This is a genomic window from Epilithonimonas lactis, assembly GCF_900110605.1.
In the GTDB taxonomy this organism is placed as follows: domain Bacteria; phylum Bacteroidota; class Bacteroidia; order Flavobacteriales; family Weeksellaceae; genus Epilithonimonas; species Epilithonimonas lactis.
The window spans coordinates 1-17,908 of sequence record NZ_FOFI01000008.1 but is presented as its reverse complement, the minus strand read 5'-3'; the positions used below and the strand labels follow the sequence as shown (position 1 = coordinate 17,908).

Below are 17,908 nucleotides of genomic sequence, written 5' to 3'. Positions count from 1 at the left end.
AGTATATTTCAATCTAGTTTTCAGAATTGTTTAAAAGTTTGACATTTTTCTCATTCAGTCTTTTTTCAAGCCAGCTTTTAAGCTGTAATTCATTCACTTTTTTTCCAGAGTAGATCATCACAAATTGGAGCCTTGCACTGTCCGTTTCGGGATATTGGGCTATCTTTCCGTAAGAAACGCCGGACATATCCGGATATAGGATCTGTATCTCTTTGCCTAATGTGGAGTCTGACACTTTATAATTATCCAGTTCTGACCGCAGGCTGGATAATGCTATGTCCTTCTCCGATAAGGTAGTGTTGTTTTTGTTGATCTCACTCAGTATCTCTGATTTCAGATCGGAATTGTTTTGCCTGATGTTTATCTTTGTGTTTGCAAGCCCGTTATCAGAAAGCATCTTGTTGTAAGACTTGATCTCTTCGGCAGTGAATTTTTTATTTAGGAATGCAACGTCGATGGTCTTGGGATTGGCGTTGTAGTTTATCTTTTTGTAGATCAATGTGTATCCATTTTTTTCAAATTCTTTCTGAAGAAAAATTTCTGCGGTCTTCGTGAATTTCTTTTCATTGTACAGATTGTAGGCCAGATATGAACTGGGAACGATCATTACCAATATTAAGAAAGATATGCTGTACCTGATCCTTTTTTCATATTTGCTGTCAACAATAGAGGAGGGATAATGCAGATATTTCACAACAAGAAAAGTCGCAATGCATATGAAAAAGCAGTTGATCGTATAAAGGTAAAAGGCACCCAGAAAATAGGAGAAATTAAAAGTTGCCAGACCAAATCCGGCGGTGCACAAAGGAGGCATCAATGCAGTGGCGATCGCTACGCCCGGAATAGGATTTCCCTTTTCTACCCTGGTTATCGCAATGACCCCGACCAGACCACCAAAAAATGCGATGAGAACATCGTAGATGTTAGGTGCAGTCCTTGCCAAAAGTTCTGACTGTACATCCTTGAAGGGACTTATGTAAAAGTAGAATCCTGAAACCAATAAACTCACTACCGTTGCGATAAGAAGGTTCTTAAAAGATTTCTTGAGCAGAGGAAAGTTATAGGTCCCAAGCGCAAATCCCGCACCAACGATCGGACCCATTAATGGAGAAATAAGCATAGCCCCGATAATGACCGCAGTGGAATTGACGTTAAGGCCGATGGATGCGATAATGATCGCACAAGCTAATATCCAGAGATTGGAACCTCTGAATGAGATGTTGGATGTGACATTTTCCAATACCTTATCCTTTTTCTCTTCACCATTGTGAAGATTAATAAAATTAAAGATATTATTCATCGGTTTGAGTTGGTTTAGAATCTTTGTTAAGAATGATATAGCCTATGATTCCTCCGATCAATGAGGCTGCGAATATGCCGATCTTTGCCTGTGTCTGATATTCTTCGTGGCTAAAGGCAAGGGAGGTCACAAACAGGGACATTGTAAATCCAATGGATGCCAGAAAACCAAGTCCTAGCAGATTACGGATATTCATTCCCTCAGGTAATTGAGCAATTTTTAGTTTAATAAAAACAGCAGTGAAGCCGACAACACCTAATACCTTTCCGACCAGCAAGCCCAATGCTACACCCAATGCGATATTGGTGTCGAATAAACTGTTAATGTCAATATTTAACGATACCCCGGCATTGGCTATTGCAAAGATCGGTATGATAACGAATGTTACAACGGGATGCATCGCGTGTTCCAATATCTGAAGGGGAGGAGTGGCGGCATTTGTCGCCTCATTGATCTTTTCCAGGACATGCAGCTGGTCGTTGGTCAATGTAGGTGTATTTTCAGTAGGGTCTAAATTTTTAAACCTTTCCAGATAGCTGCTGATCTTTGCTATGAACAGATTTTCCTTGATCTTCACATCTGCCGGAATGGTAAAAGCCGCCAGAACAGCAGCGATCGTGGCGTGAACGCCTGAAATTACAAAGCATGTCCATACACCGCAGATGCCAAGGAATGCGAAAAAAAAGATCGATCTTACCCCGAGTTTATTGCCCAGGTACATCACTGCAAGAATGCCAAGTCCTATCAGCAAGTAGGTCATTTCAATGTTCGATGTATAAAAAAATGCGATTACCAGGACTGCTCCCAGATCATCTACGATTGCCAAGGCAGTTAAAAATACCTTCAAGGAGAGTGGGATCTTTTTTCCCAATAGAAAAAGCACGCCCAAAGCAAAAGCAATATCTGTGGCCATAGGGATGCCCCATCCCTTATGCATTTCTCCGGAAGGATTGAGCAGTAGGAATATCAATGCCGGCATGACCATTCCCCCAACTGCCGCAACAATGGGAAGCATGGCTTTCCGCGGATTGGAAAGCTCACCACCTATGATCTCCCGTTTAAGCTCAAGCCCCACCACGAAAAAGAAAACAGACATCAATCCGTCATTGATCCAGTGATGGACGGTAAAATCGAAAAAACTTTCCCCATTCCATTGAAATCCAAAGGTCTGCTCCAGAAAATGATGGTAGCCATCGGATAATGGTGAATTGGCCAAAATCAAAGCAATGATCACACTGATCCCTAAAAGTAATCCTCCGGACTTTTCCTGCTGGATAAATCGCTGAACGGGCTGTGTGATCTTGTCGATCGGCTTTGTGGGGTAACTTTTGATCATAGTTAATTGTTATAGATAACTGCAAATTTATGAATACTAAAGATAAAAATAGGGGAACATTGCAAAGTTATTTTTAATATACTAAGATATTTAGCTCCGAAATTTGTTAAGAATTAAAAAAACAGATCATATGTTATCAATTGTAATTTTAAAGTTAATTTTTCAGAAAAGAATGAACTTTTTAAAATTAATTTGTTTAATATTATAGGCTTGAAATCTGATCAATCTATAAAAAATGTCAACAAAAAAACTCAGTGAATGGTACGCTACCGCTATTTGTGGAAATGATATCACTTCCTCCTGTCTCTATGTTTCGGCTCTGGCTATTGTAGCGGCAGGTCAGTATGCATGGATCGCACTTTTGATGGTGGCAGCGGTACTCTTTCTATTCAGAAAGATCTATGGCGAGGTGGTCGGAGCATTGCCCCTCAATGGTGGTGCATATAATGTTCTGCTAAATACCACGACAAAAAGTAACGCGTCTATCGCAGCCTGTCTTACCATCTTGTCTTACATGGCAACGGCTGTGATCTCCTCAAGCGAGGCGATGCATTACCTACATCATATTTTGCCATATTTCAATGTAAACATCGCAACATTCGTACTGTTGCTCATATTTCTGGGGCTGACTATTTTGGGAATTTCTGAAAGTGCCGTAGTAGCCCTGATCATCTTCTTATTCCATCTTGCAACAATGGGACTGTTGATTGGTTCCTGCTTTTTCTTTGTCTGGCAGCATGGATTCTCAATATTGATCGACAATTTTCATCTTCCTGCCAGAAATGGAAGTATCTTAACCGCTATTTTCTTTGGATTTTCAGCTGCTATGCTTGGGATCTCAGGATTTGAGAGCTCTTCAAATTTTGTGGAGGAGCAGGAGCGAGGTGTTTTTGCGAAAACATTAAGAAATATGTGGATCGCAGTATCAGTGCTGAACCCGATGATTGCATTTCTTGTAATATGCATCATCCCCATATCGGCAGTAGAATCACACCAAAATTCTTTCTTAAGTTATATTGGTACTTTGACCGGTGGAAAATGGCTCGCTACGATCATTTCGATCAATGCGGTCTCCGTTTTAAGTGGTGCGGTATTAACTTCATTTGTTGGGGTCAATGGTCTTATCAAAAGGATGACATTGGACAGAATATTACCAAATTACTTTCTGAAAGAAAATAAACGTGGCAGTACATACAGGATCCTGATCCTTTTCTTTCTGCTGTGTCTTTCAGTGCTATTGGTGACCAGAGGACAATTGGCACCATTGGCCGCTGTTTATGCTCTGTCTTTCCTGACTGTCATGGCATCATTTGCGTTAGGAAATATACTGCTTAAACTCAGAAGGTCTCGTCTGCCACGTCCGGAATACGCCAAACCCGGCGTTGTGCTGTTGGCTTTTGCCGCTATAATTATTGCTCTATACGGGAACATCATGACCAAGCCTCAATATCTTGTCACCTTTCTGCAATATTTTATTCCTTCGGTACTGATCATTCTGGCCATGCTGTTGCGAAAGGATATTTTGCATTTTATTGTTAATCTGCTTCAGTCGCTGTCGAAGAACTATAAAAAATACACGCTCACAAGACAGAGATCATTGTACCGGAGCCTGAAAAAACTCTATGAGCAGGATTTTGTTTTCTTCTCAAAAGGTGATGATATCGCGACATTAAATAAGGTGATGATGTATCTTCATGAGAATGAGGTGACTAATAAAATGAAAATTGTCACAGTACTTCATGAGGCCCAGCAGCCGGATCCGAAGTTTCTCGCAGATTTTGACACTCTGGACAGAGCTTATCCCGAGGTCGATATGGAATATGTGACTATACTGGGTGACTTCACACCGGAACTTGTCGAGGAACTCAGTAACAAATGGGGAATCCCAAAGAACTTTATGTTTATCAGCAGTCCAGGGGAAAAATTCAGTTACAGAGTTGATGAACTTGGAGGAGTAAGGCTTATTTTGTAATTACAAAAAGCAAATTAAGATTAGCTCAAGAATAGATTCTGTACCTTAAACTGCCTGGTAAAAAGGCAGTTAAAAAAATACATCTTAAAAAGAAGGCCGCAGTAATCTCTGTGGTCTTTGTTAATTTAATCTCCTTATGGATTATGTGATTTCTTTAAATTTTATTGGCTAGCGGTCAATCATTGAATAAAAACGTCATTGGCTATTGAAAAATACCTTTCCAAATAAACCAGACTGTCAGCAGCGGTAGATTGATGAGGGCCGTCAAAGCTTATATAAGGGAAATTTACACCAATCCAATCTTACCATCAACAAAATATACGGAGCGTACGTATCTATCAACAAATTTCATAATGATTTTTACGGATAAATATCAAAAGATATTCCTGTCAGAAGTGATTACTATTGATAATCATTAATAATTGAAGTTAGTATCTCTATTTTTGTAAAGTTTTTTAATATATTTGTTCATAGGCAATATTTCTTACTGAAATTATGAACCAATTTTTGAAATCGTTGAAAAATTGATAATAATAAACGATTTATAATTTTTAGCACATAATTTGTATTGAGGAAAATGTCTAATGTTTTTAGAAAAAGTAAAAAAGTGAACCGGATTGTTATTCTTTTTTTGATTAAAAAGGAACTTTAAACCTTAAAGTAATCCTCTTTCATTTTTATTTGATTATTTCTAATACTGCATTTAGTATTAATAATAAAGCAATACAGCCAATACATTTTAGAAAACCTAATGATTAAAAAAACTCAAAAATAAAATCCGATGCAGAGTTATGCTTATTGATCAGGAAGAATGACAAAGTGGCCTTAGAATGTTTATATCTTGATTATTGCTGTATCTTATATGGTTTGGCGCTTAGATCTGTCAAATCACAAGTAGATGCACAAGAGATCGTTCAATTAACCTTTTTAAAGATATGGAAAAACATCGATCTTTTTGAAGGTCAAAAACTTCCGCTGAAGATATGGGTAATACAAAATCTGATGACCGTCATTCGAGAATTCCTGACATCTAAAAATATCAAATTCAATTTCACAATAGCTGATTTTCCCAATTTTAGTTTTGAGCTGATACAGGATAATACTGAAGATTACAGGAAATTGGATATTGATAATTTAAAATCAATTTCGATCTGAAAGTTTGGTCTTTGTTCATTTCCAAAAATTATTATTCTAACGACAAGTCAAACACAATTTTACCAATATCATTAGAATAATAATTTAATCTTAGTTTCTTCGATGAAATGTACCTTAATCTGGCTGCAATATTTTTTTTGGTTCTATTGTTGCTAAATAAGGATATGAGAAAGATTTTTTTGGTCGAAGATGACCAGTCAATTAGGGAAGTACTTGAGGTGGTTCTCTCTTCAGAAAATTACGATGTAAGATCTTTTTCAAATGTCCTTGCTTTTACACAACGGGATAAAAGTATAAATCCTGACCTATATTTATTCGATGTTATGCTTCCAGATGGTTCTGGCATTGATCTCTGCAATGAACTCAGAAATAATCTTCAGAACAAAGATGTTCCTGTCATTATTATGAGTGCACATGCTAAATTAATAGAGATCAGCGATGCTTGTCAGCCTGATGACTTTATCTCAAAACCTTTCGATATAGATAATTTACTTCTCAGAATTCACGACATTTTAGAAAATTAATAAATTCCATTTTACATTTTTTCGCTGTCACATTTCAAGACCTTCAAAACGGTATGTGATCTTAATTTTAAAATGATTTTATCTCAATTAAATCATTAAATTTGACAAAAATTACTTTGTCAATGAACGTCCTTAAAAGGAATAATATCACAATAAAGGGAACAGGAAAAAAGGTGATATTCTTTGCCCACGGTTTTGGTTGTGACCAAAATATGTGGCGTTATGTTGCACCTGCATTTGAGGAAAAATATACTACTGTCCTTTTCGACCATGTAGGTGCCGGCAATTCAGATCTTTCTGCATATTCATTTACGAAGTACGATCAACTTGAGGGGTATGTCGAAGATATTGTTGAAATTGCAAGGGAACTTAAGGTCTCAGATGCTATTTTTGTAGGGCATTCGGTCAGTGCAGTCATGGGTCTGCTTGCAGCAAAAATAGAACCTGAACTATTTACAAAGCTAATTCTGGTGGCGCCCTCTCCATCTTACATTAATGATGGGGATTACATAGGAGGTTTTAAAAGATCGGAAATTGAAGAACTCCTGGAATCATTGGATGACAATCACCTTGGGTGGTCAGCAACAATTGCTCCGGTGATAATGGGTAATTCTGAAAGAGAAGAACTTGGAAAAGAACTGACCAACAGTTTTTGCAAGACCAATCCAGAGATAGCGAAACATTTTGCACGGACTACTTTTTTAACAGACAAACGGGATATTTTAGGGGATTCAAATGTGCCTGTCCTTATACTTCAATGTAGTGATGATGTGATCGCTCCAGTAGAAGTGGGGCAATATATGCACCAGCAAATCCAGGCAAGTCAATTGGTCATTATGAAGGCAACAGGACATTGCCCTAATCTTAGTGCGCCGGAGGAAACCATTTCTGCAATAAGAGATTTTTTAAATGACTGATAAACGCTCAAGTGACCTTTCAGAGGATTTTGACGACTTTTTTGAATCCTCACTATGCGGATTTGTGATCACCGATGGGAATGGAAAAATTACCAGAGTCAACCAATGTACGGCCAAATGGCTGAGTGCAAAACCTGATCAATTTATCGGGAAGCGTTTTTCTGACATCCTGTCCATTGGTAGTAAAATATATTTTGAAACACATCTATGGCCATTGCTCCGCATACAGGGACAGTTTGATGAAGTATCTGTTGAGTTGACTGATACAGGAAAAGGAAAGATTCCGATTTATATCAATGCTTACGAAAGAAAAGATGAAAATGACAATTCCATTTTTATACGCTATACTTTATTTCAGGCGGCAGACAGGCGTTTGTACGAGGAAAATCTTCAGGCTGCCCAAAAACTTGCCGAAACAAACTTGAATATTGAAAAGGAACAGGCAATCATTCGTGAACAGTTTATTGCGGTACTTGGCCATGATCTTCGCAATCCTCTTGGAGGTGTTATGAGTGCAGCCCAGTTATTGGCAAGGTCTGAACTGAGTGAACGAGACAGAAAGCTCATGAATATAGTTCATTCCAGTTCAAAAAGAATGTATGAAATGATCAACAATATTATGGATCTGGCCCGGGGAAGGCTTGGTGGTGGTATTTCAATCACTTCTGTTTCTGTTGATCTGGAAAAATTGCTCACAGAGGTCAGCAATGAATTAAAAGTATCCCATCCTGAAAGGGTCATTGAATCTAATTTTATTATCAATAACCCAATAGAGTGCGACCCCGCACGTATTTCGCAATTGGTGTCCAACATCCTTGCTAATGCCATAACACATGGTTCACCTGATGATCCGATACTGCTTCAGGCAAAGACCACCGATCAATATTGGGAGATCTCGATTATAAATAAAGGACAGGAAATACCTGAAAAAACGTTAAAGAATCTTTTTCATCCTTTCCAAAGGGGAGGAACAGAATCTAATCACAACGGTCTAGGATTAGGATTGTACATTTCATCAGAAATAGCAAAAGCACATAATGGCCTGCTGTCTGTGACTTCAGACAAAGGAGAAACCCGTTTTACTTTGCGGGTTGGGTGAAAGGAAAATAAGACCGCTTTTATCAAATTTATAACATCGGTCTTAGAAATTTCAGGTACTCATATTTTAAAATATAATTAGTATTCCTACTTGGACATTGAAACGTTTTGATGAAATATTTTAAGAATATTAAATGGATTGGCAAATCTAGTTTGATGCGCCTAAATAAATCAAAAAAAATCTCTAATTATATTTAATTTCTTTATAAATAAAAAGATGCAATAGCTGATAGAAAAATCAGTTTGGAACATTTAGCAAATGGTTGGGGACCCGAAAAGTTGAATGATTAGGAGAAGGAAATAACCTTAAAAGAATTATCTGAATATCTGATAAATTTATAGCGAAAAATGCAGGTAGGGCTCTGGTAAGACTTTAGAAAATATTAAAAAAATTTAATTGAAATAATATTTTATTAAGGTTTAACTATTTATAGGTTTCATAGCTAAAATTACAATAATTGTTTGATAAATGATAAGTTTGTGATTATGATAGTGTATAAAATTAAAATGGCGTCAACTGTCTTTTGTTGGCGCCATTTAGCGTTGTACCCATAACCGAAGAAATATCGAAATATTTAGTGGAAGATTTAGAAAGAATTGTAGAATTAGATCATTCTTTAATGTGACTTAGCAGGACTCTATAGAAGCAGATATTGATAATATTTGAAGGTGTTAAATGATATTTTATACTTTGGTATCCGAAGATAAATAAAAAAATGATGTAATTGAAAACTTTCTCATAAATGAAGGATACTATAATTTAATAGGTAACTTTACTCTTCCCAAGTTATCAATATATTTTTCTTTTTAAAACAATTATCAAAATTAATTGAGTACTTGTAAAAAAGTATCTTTAATATATATAGATGTTCAGTTTAGTAAAAAATAATTTTTTTCATCTTCAAAAAAACGTAGTGAAAAATCCCCTTTAGGTATATTTTTTATATACAACTCTACAATGTTCATTATCGGGTCAATTGCATTAGGTAATTTGGCGCTTAAATATTCATACATTAAATCAATATACTTTTCATTGTGATATTGATAAGCTAATCTTATTACATGGTATACATTTAAATATGCTTCTCCTTTTTCTAAAAGGCCTGCTACGGTTGCGAAAACCCATAACATAGGATCTTCTTTACATAGAAGTGCAGCCATAATGTATGAAATAAATGTTTCAATCATATTTGGGATTTTATTAGCTCTTATTGCATTTTCCAACCAAGCCTCAGAATATAATAAATCGAAGTCAAGAGAGGAATCAATATTTTTAGCATGCAATTCTTCACATGCTTTATCCGGTTCTCTATTCTGAAATTTTGGATAGTTATTAAGGATTAGAGAATTAAAGCAAAAAAACTTTAAGTACCATTCATCTTTCTGTACATCATTATTATCGTACTCTTCAGTTAAAAATTCATCTAATAATTTAATTCCTTTTTCGTATTGCCCTTGATGAATATAAGAATCAGCCAGAAGGGCTTTTGATAATCTATATTCTGTTTTCAATTCGATTGCCTTTTCATAGAATTTTGCCGCAAAATTAAATTTCTTTAACTCAAATAATAACCCAGCCATTTCAAAATAATAATAGCCTTGCTTTAAATACTCTTTATTAAACTTTCTTGCTTCGAGATAGTATCCAAGTGATAATTTTGTGTTGCCAATATTTTTATGAAAACCAGCTAAATTGTAATTCGTTATAGCAATTCCTAAATTGTAGTTTTTTGCTTTGGAATATTTAAGTTGTTTCTGCAAAAATTTCTCAAGAATATCTTGCCTTGAGGGGTTTTGATGCTTTGCAAGCGCCAATATTGCTAAAGAAGTATTTTGAATGGAATTGTCTTTTTCTAAATCAAACATAAAATCTAATTGATCTAGAACTTCTTCGGATTTATCTGACAAAAGAAGGTGTGGTAAAAAATTAACTAGAAATTCGTGATTAGTTTGGAGAATTTCAATCAACGAGTTTTCGAAGAAAATTTTTTCAGCATATTCAGATTTACCTGAATTATAAAGTAATATGCAATAACAAGACAATAAAATATTTGTAAAGTATTCTAGACCTTTGTCATTCAGATTAATTATGTCGTAGCCAACTGAAGAAAATTGACTGTCTGATAATGATAAATATGTTTTGTCATTACCAACTATAATTTGTAGGTTCGAATCAGCTTCGTTCCTAACTAGTTTAAAATAATTATTGTTTTTCTGAATTATGCCTTTAAAAAACTGAACTGTGGAACTTGAGACAAGACTTGAATTAACTAAATTTTTTTTTATGTATGTCGAAATAGGAAAACTGAAAATTCCTCGTTTTATATTACTAAATTTTAACAGATAATCAATAATTATATCATTATCAAGTGAATTTAAAGTTTTTTCTTCTGAAAATTTAACTTTTATTTTTTCTTCATTTCTTATTTGTGAGGTTAAATCGTTAGCCCAATTATAGTACAATAAATCTTCTTTCATAGAATATCTTATTATCATAACAGGTATTTGATAACTTTGAAACTGTATAATTTTATCAAGAGTAAAATGAAGATTTTTGACATGATAACTAATTGAATTTTCAGTTGCCTTTAGTTGCACCCAAAATACTAATCCAGTGGAATCTCCATCGTCATTAAAAATTTCGACTTCACAATCAATTCCATAGTCTTTGTCCTTATCCCTGATTACCCATTTTTCAGGTAAAATACTTGATAGTGCTTGTCTTGATTTATCTTCTAAGATATGATTTCTAGTTCTTTTGGCCATTCTGTAAAATTCGTTAATAATGTCAATCTCAATGACAAAATGGATGATAAAATTATGATTTTTTTTAGTACTTTTTAATAATTAAGGAATGTATGATTCTTTTCAATGAAATTAAAAAAAAATTTATAAGTTCATAATCTTTAATAGTGAGAAAACTCTTGTATTATTGGTTTAATATTGGTAATTTCTGATAAAGTATTTTTCTTGGTGATAAGCTATTTAAATCTAAAAGATTGACACAGAACTTATTTAAATTAGCAAATAAAGAAAATAAAAATACTTCGAAAAAAATGGTTTTTAATGAAAAGAACCTTTAAGTATTTCCCAGTCGAAGAAAGTAGAATCAGCTTTCATTTCTGCTTCGAACTTTTTATCAGGTTGTATTCCAAAGTCTGCAAATGAAAGTGGTAAATTGGTCAATAAGTGATATTTTTCAATGTACCCATCTGAAATCCAAGGATTACCTAGAATACATACTGAATTGTAGTACAATATAACTTGTTCAAAGTTTGACAATTGTGCTCGTAATATTTTTACATAAGAATATTTAATTTCATTATTCTCATGTTGGAAAACATCGTGTTTTTGGGAATCAACATATTTAACAGTTTGAAACAAATGTCTGTAGTAGTGACCAATTTTTGTCCCGTGCCCGGTGAATGGTTCGTAGAGAAGAATGAAAACTGCTTTTTTGCCATTATGAACTATTTCCAAATCTTTTAATCTGGTATTTTTCACTTTTTTTTCAGATTCATATCTAGCTTTTTCTCTAAGGAAATCTGAATGCATTTTTTTTTCTTTTTCCAGCTTTGCAATTGTGTTCTTAAAAAATTGCTGAGAATTTATTTGGGGTAAGATGTGCGAAAATACACTGTCACTAGCATGACCAATTCCATAAAAGAAAATTAAATAAGCCAAATTTTTAACTGTTCTTTATTTAATCTTGTATCCGCAGGAAATTTGTCGTGCATAGATTCTAAAACGAAGTAAATATACCTTAGCTCAAAATAATATGTGGTAAATGCCTTACGACCAAAGATTTTATTTTGAATGTTTTGTTCGTTTACATTTTCCCTGTGTAATCTTACAAGTTCAAAAAACCTATTTTCAAACCTTTCTATGACGATATCATTTGCCTGCTTGTCAAATTGATCTCTTTGATCTTTGTTAGCATCGTACTGAATATAGAATGCTAAGAACGTTAGAATAGAAGCAAACCAAGCTATTACTGGACCTGCAGTTCCTCCAAAGGCATCGCCGATAGCACCTCTGCTTCCTCTGTCTCCTTCGTAGAAATATCTTGACTGCACATACTCAGGTCCTTCGTAGTATAGGAATAATGCACCAAGAATCCCTACAACCGCAGCAGTAAAAAAAATAATTATATTTTTTGTTTTCAAAGCTATATATTTACTTTATTACTCAGCATTATTGTAAAACTCTTCTTCAGCTTTTATTAATGGTAGGTGCCATTCCCAAAGTTCCTCAAGTGTCTTAAAATTATCGGGTATCTTATTTCCCTCCTGAAACATTTCTCCTGGACTAAGTGGCATTGCCCAATGGCGATAGCTTTCGACCGTTCTTCTAGGATGAAGCGCTAAAGAACTTTTAAAGTAATCTGTACAATAGTGATAATGATGTGTATGTATGAACCTATTCCATGCATTTCTTACATCATCTTCGGGTCTGATATCTATTAATTCAAATTCTTCCATTGCTCGATCTTCAACATCGCCCCAAGCCTCACTTAATAAATCTATAGCTTCAACATCACTAATAGGTGCTGAATAACCAAAAACTGTTACTCTTTCTGCAATTTCCAATCGATCAGAAAGAGAATCCCACTGACCTTTTATGTAAGGATCAGTATTATAATCTTTGTTATCAACTGGATATAATAACTGAGTTGGTTCAAAAAGTTGCTCTGTTTTTTTTGAGTACATTCCAGCAGGTCCAACCGTGCCATTTGATTTGTCAAACCCTAAAGAGACGCATCCGTGTAAAAACAATATACCTGGGCTTTTTGTGAATTTTCCATTCCTGACATATGCCCTATAAAGAAAGGGATCCCAATTAAAAGTTGCTATTACGTCTTTTCTAGATCTTAGAGCCAATATCATATAATCATAAATTGTTGGTTCATCGGGTAGGTCTAGCTGTTCAAAGTACTTATAAACCTCAAGCTCGATAACCTCTTTTTCATCTGGAAACCTACCTTCATTAGAGATTTTACTGTATAGCTTCTCAAAATCATGCTTCAATGCTCTATAATCATCTGGTAAATGATCAACGATACCGTTTAGCCCAACAATATCTACAATATTCCACATTAAGGGAAGTTTTTTTTCATTCTTTTCAGGGTTTTTTAGCGTTGATGCAAATGAGGCACCAGCTCCTAATAATAGTACGTGCGTACCACTGCCGTGTACTTTTTCGATTTCATCTTGCGTAGTCATGTTTTAATGTTTTTATTTTAATAAAAATAACCTTAAATAAGTGTCCTGAAAAAAATATTAAAGTTTTAAACTCTTAAAGTATTCTAGAATTAGAAAAAGATATGGTAAAGAAATAGATGCTAGCATATCGGTCATAAAAGGTTATGGTTAGTAGTTCTTTAAGCTTAGCTGTTTTATTACCTTATCATTACCCAAATTTATTAATTTAAAAGAATTCTCATTTAAATCTTTAATCAATTCATTCAAATCAAATTTCTCCTTTTCATCTAGTTTTTTTTCAGTTGATGAAAAAATTATGGTTTGTTTGTCTTTAATTTCTGAACACTTTTTGAATAATTCCTTTAAACTACTTTGTTTCGCTTTGTGTTGACCTGGTTCATCAAACATAATTAACCCTGGGTGATTAACTCCATTATCCCTTAAAGCTAATGTGTAAGCCCAAATATTTCTAACAAAATCAGATGCTGATGAGTTTATTCTTATTGACTGTGGTTGAGTGTCGTTTTTACCTCTTTTATATACCGGAAAGTACTTAAATGGATCTTTTCTGTTAATTGAAATTTGGTAATCTCTGTTGCTATCGTATTCAAATTTGTACAATAAGTATTTGAAATTTGACTCAAAAGAATTGAGAATGTTTTCGTCATCTGATTGTTCCAATCCTTCTATCGCTTTTAATATATTGTGATATTTATTTGCTAGCTCTACAAGATTTATTTTCAATTCATCTATTTGAATTTTAAACTGTTCTAGATTTTTCACTTCTTGTTGCAACTGTAGCTTTTTTACAACTTCAGATTCAGATAATGCTCTATCGTCAGCAATTAAATCTCTGGAAAGAGACTTTATAATAGATTCTTTATTTCTTAGATTATTTTTAAAATATTGTAACAATGTAGTTTTCTCTTCGATAGTTTCACTTAAACTTTTAACAGTTGTTTGAATGATTTTTTTTTGACTTACTAGAAAACTTTTATTTTCTTCGAGAGAGAATTGAGGGATTTCAAAATCTGGACGAGATAATATGTCTGGAGTTACAGTCTGTGAGCAGGTAGGACATTTTGCTTCGTTATTATTCTTAAATAGGTTATTATTAAATACTTTAATTAAATTATTGTGATCTTTAATTTCCTTTTCAATAACAATTAGTTGGTTATTGATGTTTTGTTGTTGTAGTTTTTCTATATTCAGCTTACTTTCAAACATAACAACATAGTTTTTTAATTCATTGTATTTAACTACATTATTTTCATATTGTGAAAGAATTTCATCCTTACTATTTTCAATAATTGCAAATGGTTTGTTTTCTAGTTCAGAAATTTTCTCAGACTTGTTATTTAGATATTCATAATATGAAACTATTTTATCTTCTGATATTTGAAATATTGAAGATATCTTTTCAATTTCATTTTTGTCTGTAGTTATGTTTTTTGGAACGAAAGTAATAGTTGCATTATTTTGTTTTTCTAAAAAAGAAAATGATCTTATTGATTTATTCCAACTATCTATGATTTCGCCTTTACTTCTAATATAAGTATCTCTCTTGGTTGAATTCTCACTTTCATCCAAATTTAAAAGAAATTCGATTACTTTTTCTTTAGGTTTTGTAACCCCAAAATATGGCATTGTAGCAAAAAAATCTGACCATCCCTTTGTTTGCTCAATAAACATTGATGAGAAAATTAATTGAAGATAAAGTATACTATAATTTGATTTATGGCTGCTGCTGCTAACCTTTGGTAATATTATCCCTATGAAATCTGATGTGGTAATCTTTTCCGACTACGCCTAAAATGGTGTTGTTATCGGTGCGAATATTAGCGAAATAGTTTGAAACTTCCAATTCTGAATCGATCATTTCTATGCCGTTGGTATTTTCGATAATGCCGGCACCTTTAGTAAACAGGGGAGACTTTTCAACCTCGTAGTCAAGTCCTGCAAATTTGATGGCTTCTTCACTGGTCGGGTAGTCCTTTACGACCTGCCCCAAGTTGTGCCATGCTTTTTCCTGTACGCTGAAAAATGAATATTTTCCTGTTCTGTTGTTGAAATTTAAATTGTGTGCCATGATGTTGGTATTTTGATTGTTAGAGAATTTTGTTTGGTTGTTTTAAAATGGGAGGTCATCATCCTTGTCGCTGGAACTAGAATTAGAATTAGAAATTTCCTTCTCAGCTGTTTTATTCGACGTAGCAGACTTGTTTTCAGTTCGCTTATTACTGCTGTGAACTTTGATCTGTGAGGTGTGGAAATTCAAACCTGCATGAGGCTCTCCGTCCTTGCCTAACCAAGCAGAGGTGTATGCTCTACCGCTTAATTCCACCAAAGTGCCTTTTGTTAAAAAGTCCGCAACTTTCGGAGAGATCCAATAGGCGCATTCAAAATACGTGGTCTGTTCGATCCGTTCGCCTTGCTTGTTGCGATAATTGTCATTCGTAGCAATTGAAAAATTAACTACCTTTTTTTCATTTGGCAAGTTGCGCACTTCCGCATCCCTTGTCAGTCTTCCGATAATGTTCATAACCGTAGGTTTTTAAAGATTGTACATTTTGATCTGTTCTCAATCTCTTCTCCGTCCTTTCTCTGAAAGCCCTTTGGGCTTCGCTGAATATTTTTCAAAAGAAAAACCGGAAAAAAGAAAGCAGATAATTTTAGCGGGCAAAGGGGAAAGCCAAAAGGAAACGGAATAATTGGAGGGTACCTTCAGGGAGGAAACCGTTTATGCCGTAGTCTTTTGGCTGGCAGAAGAATAGATGAACGATATACCTTAGCTGCCTTTTTACCGGTTTATTATGAGAAATTTTTATGACTGTAAAATCGAAATAAAATCATATCAGTAAACAACTGATCAAAGAATTCGAAATGAGGATACGTTCTAATCTACAGTGAATAAGGATAATTTGTTTAATGCACTAAAGAACAATTTCTCAAGAGGTAACAAACTTTCAGAAAATACGAAACGCTGTCTCGTATTTCTACTGTGAAAACATATTATGAAATCCCGTTCCATAATTATTTATTGGCATCGTCAATGTTTATTAAATTTAAATGAAGTAAATAGAGGGATAACAATGAAAGCTGGCATAAATTGTTAAACTTGTCGAAAACAGATTTTATTTTTATTTACCTTTAACGGCAAATAAATGATATATTTGCACATATAAATAATGTAATTTTTGCCGATGAAGGCTATCTAGAATCTTATGAAATATATATCAGTAGCAGAATTTTCCAAAAAATGGAACATACCTGAAAGAACTGTCAGGAATTACTGTGCGCATGGCAGGATTAACGGTTCGTTCTTAACTGGTAAAACCTATAATATTCCAGAGGATGCGCTTCCTCCTTCAAAAGAAAGTAAAAAGAAGTTTAGTAAAAATCCTTTGCTGAACAAACTGAAGGAAGAGAAAGAAATGAAGCTCAAGGGCGGCATTTATCACAGAACCCAGATCGATCTGACGTACAACTCAAATAGAATAGAAGGAAGTAGGCTAACATTAGATCAGACAAGATATATTTTTGAAACAAATACGGTCGGGGTTTCGAAGGAAAGTATCAATGTAGATGACATCATAGAAACTACAAATCACTTTAGAGCTATTGATCTCATAATTGATAAGGCTAAATCAAAATTAACTGAATCATTAATAAAAGAGCTTCATTTCTTACTAAAGTCCGGAACATCTGATAGTGCTAAAGACTGGTTTAATGTTGGGGAATACAAGAAATTGCCGAATGAAGTTGGAGGTAATGAAACTACAGCACCGGGCAAAGTAGCAACTAGAATGAAAGAGATTTTATCTGAATACAACGATATTGAAAATAAAACCATTGAGGACATTATTGCCTTTCACTATCAGTTCGAAATTATTCACCCTTTTCAAGACGGAAATGGTCGTGTTGGCAGATTGATTATGTTTAAAGAATGCTTAGCTAACAACGTTATTCCATTTATTATTGATGAAGAGCTAAAGCTATTTTATTACAGAGGATTACAGGAATGGGAAAATATTAGAGGTTATCTTCTTGATACCTGCCTAACTGCCCAAGATAACTACAATGCCATTCTGAAATATTTTGAAATTCAAGAGTAAAAGCACATCTAAGCCAAGTGTATCAATTAAATACATTAATTAATAGTTGTTGGATTAGCCGAATATTTTTATTTAAAAGATTTCGGTTATATGGAAAAGAACATTGAAATTAAAAATATAAGCACTGAAGAGATTATCAAAATTCTCAAAGAAGAGGAGGAAATTGAGTTAACTATTGAGGAAGCTGAACAAATTGTAGAATTTCTAAAAATGCTATTGACAGTCACAATAAGGGAGTTTTTAGATGAATAATATTTTAAGATTGTAGAAATGAAAAAAGCCGATTTATA

At 34.1% G+C, this 17,908-nt stretch carries 15 protein-coding genes and 1 pseudogene; 7 read left to right on the top strand and 9 right to left on the bottom strand.

Features of this window, described 5'->3' with window-relative positions; all coding sequences use genetic code 11:
• Window positions 1–13: 13 nt before the first annotated feature.
• The gene (locus BMW39_RS18960) at window positions 14–1,300 is read right to left on the bottom strand and encodes a DUF389 domain-containing protein (RefSeq protein WP_074719390.1); all 1,287 of its coding nucleotides are present in this window, start codon (window positions 1,298–1,300) and stop codon (window positions 14–16) included.
• A complete protein-coding gene (nhaA, locus tag BMW39_RS18955) occupies window positions 1,293–2,636 on the bottom strand; it encodes a Na+/H+ antiporter NhaA (protein ID WP_034980023.1) in 1,344 nt (447 codons plus the stop codon). Before nhaA ends, BMW39_RS18960 begins: the two co-directional genes overlap by 8 nt.
• A gap of 235 nt (window positions 2,637–2,871) precedes the next feature.
• Between nhaA and BMW39_RS18950 the strand changes: the two genes are divergently transcribed.
• From BMW39_RS18950 to BMW39_RS18930, 5 genes are all read left to right on the top strand, one after another.
• A complete protein-coding gene (locus BMW39_RS18950; RefSeq protein ID WP_034980020.1) occupies window positions 2,872–4,608 on the top strand; it encodes an APC family permease in 1,737 nt (578 codons plus the stop codon).
• A gap of 819 nt (window positions 4,609–5,427) precedes the next feature.
• Window positions 5,428–5,763 (top strand): RNA polymerase sigma factor, encoded by a 336-nt coding sequence (locus BMW39_RS19790; protein WP_375600499.1) that lies wholly within the window; start codon window positions 5,428–5,430, stop codon window positions 5,761–5,763.
• 164 nt (window positions 5,764–5,927) lie between these two features.
• On the top strand, window positions 5,928–6,287 hold the full coding sequence (locus BMW39_RS18940) for a response regulator transcription factor (protein WP_034980036.1): 360 nt from the start codon (window positions 5,928–5,930) through the stop codon (window positions 6,285–6,287).
• Between the two features lie 101 nt (window positions 6,288–6,388).
• A complete protein-coding gene (locus tag BMW39_RS18935; RefSeq protein WP_245750508.1) occupies window positions 6,389–7,204 on the top strand; it encodes an alpha/beta fold hydrolase in 816 nt (271 codons plus the stop codon).
• Window positions 7,197–8,303 (top strand): sensor histidine kinase, encoded by a 1,107-nt coding sequence (locus BMW39_RS18930; protein ID WP_034980012.1) that lies wholly within the window; start codon window positions 7,197–7,199, stop codon window positions 8,301–8,303. Before BMW39_RS18935 ends, BMW39_RS18930 begins: the two co-directional genes overlap by 8 nt.
• An 869-nt stretch (window positions 8,304–9,172) precedes the next feature.
• On the opposite strand, the gene BMW39_RS18925 is transcribed toward BMW39_RS18930, so the two are convergent.
• From BMW39_RS18925 to BMW39_RS18895, 7 genes and pseudogenes are all read right to left on the bottom strand, one after another.
• A complete protein-coding gene (locus BMW39_RS18925) occupies window positions 9,173–11,068 on the bottom strand; it encodes a DUF4365 domain-containing protein (RefSeq protein ID WP_034980009.1) in 1,896 nt (631 codons plus the stop codon).
• Between the two features lie 297 nt (window positions 11,069–11,365).
• Window positions 11,366–11,986, bottom strand: coding sequence for a putative phage abortive infection protein (locus tag BMW39_RS18920; protein WP_034980006.1), 621 nt, complete (start codon window positions 11,984–11,986; stop codon window positions 11,366–11,368).
• Window positions 11,974–12,468, bottom strand: a complete 495-nt coding sequence (locus tag BMW39_RS18915) for a hypothetical protein (RefSeq protein ID WP_034980004.1) — start codon at window positions 12,466–12,468, stop codon at window positions 11,974–11,976. The genes BMW39_RS18920 and BMW39_RS18915 overlap by 13 nt, the downstream gene beginning before the upstream one ends.
• 18 nt (window positions 12,469–12,486) lie before the next feature.
• The gene (locus BMW39_RS18910) at window positions 12,487–13,524 is read right to left on the bottom strand and encodes a hypothetical protein (RefSeq protein ID WP_051880111.1); all 1,038 of its coding nucleotides are present in this window, start codon (window positions 13,522–13,524) and stop codon (window positions 12,487–12,489) included.
• 147 nt (window positions 13,525–13,671) lie between these two features.
• Window positions 13,672–15,195, bottom strand: a complete 1,524-nt coding sequence (locus BMW39_RS18905) for a hypothetical protein (protein ID WP_034980001.1) — start codon at window positions 15,193–15,195, stop codon at window positions 13,672–13,674.
• Window positions 15,196–15,271: 76 nt separating this feature from the next.
• Window positions 15,272–15,592, bottom strand: a pseudogene (locus BMW39_RS18900) (DUF932 domain-containing protein); the annotation flags it as partial.
• A 42-nt stretch (window positions 15,593–15,634) separates the two neighbouring features.
• Window positions 15,635–16,045 carry a single-stranded DNA-binding protein gene (locus BMW39_RS18895; RefSeq protein ID WP_034979998.1) on the bottom strand — a complete coding sequence of 137 codons (411 nt, stop codon included), beginning with the start codon at window positions 16,043–16,045 and terminating at the stop codon, window positions 15,635–15,637.
• Between the two features lie 682 nt (window positions 16,046–16,727).
• On the opposite strand from BMW39_RS18895, the gene BMW39_RS19645 reads away from it, so the two are divergent.
• Together BMW39_RS19645 and BMW39_RS19245 are read left to right on the top strand one after the other, a co-directional pair.
• Window positions 16,728–17,618, top strand: coding sequence for a Fic family protein (locus BMW39_RS19645; protein WP_034979996.1), 891 nt, complete (start codon window positions 16,728–16,730; stop codon window positions 17,616–17,618).
• A gap of 90 nt (window positions 17,619–17,708) precedes the next feature.
• Complete coding sequence (locus BMW39_RS19245; RefSeq protein WP_117590505.1) at window positions 17,709–17,870, top strand: DUF2624 family protein; 162 nt, start codon at window positions 17,709–17,711, stop codon at window positions 17,868–17,870.
• Window positions 17,871–17,908: the final 38 nt, after the last annotated feature.

Coding starts and splice junctions, on each gene's coding strand:
- BMW39_RS18960 (WP_074719390.1), bottom strand. CDS start 1,300: ATGAATAATATCTTTAATTTTATTAATCTTCACAATGGTGAAGAGAAA.
- nhaA (WP_034980023.1), bottom strand. CDS start 2,636: ATGATCAAAAGTTACCCCACAAAGCCGATCGACAAGATCACACAGCCC.
- BMW39_RS18950 (WP_034980020.1), top strand. CDS start 2,872: ATGTCAACAAAAAAACTCAGTGAATGGTACGCTACCGCTATTTGTGGA.
- BMW39_RS18940 (WP_034980036.1), top strand. CDS start 5,928: ATGAGAAAGATTTTTTTGGTCGAAGATGACCAGTCAATTAGGGAAGTA.
- BMW39_RS18930 (WP_034980012.1), top strand. CDS start 7,197: ATGACTGATAAACGCTCAAGTGACCTTTCAGAGGATTTTGACGACTTT.
- BMW39_RS18925 (WP_034980009.1), bottom strand. CDS start 11,068: ATGGCCAAAAGAACTAGAAATCATATCTTAGAAGATAAATCAAGACAA.
- BMW39_RS18910 (WP_051880111.1), bottom strand. CDS start 13,524: ATGACTACGCAAGATGAAATCGAAAAAGTACACGGCAGTGGTACGCAC.
- BMW39_RS18905 (WP_034980001.1), bottom strand. CDS start 15,195: ATGTTTATTGAGCAAACAAAGGGATGGTCAGATTTTTTTGCTACAATG.
- BMW39_RS18895 (WP_034979998.1), bottom strand. CDS start 16,045: ATGAACATTATCGGAAGACTGACAAGGGATGCGGAAGTGCGCAACTTG.
- BMW39_RS19645 (WP_034979996.1), top strand. CDS start 16,728: ATGAAATATATATCAGTAGCAGAATTTTCCAAAAAATGGAACATACCT.
- BMW39_RS19245 (WP_117590505.1), top strand. CDS start 17,709: ATGGAAAAGAACATTGAAATTAAAAATATAAGCACTGAAGAGATTATC.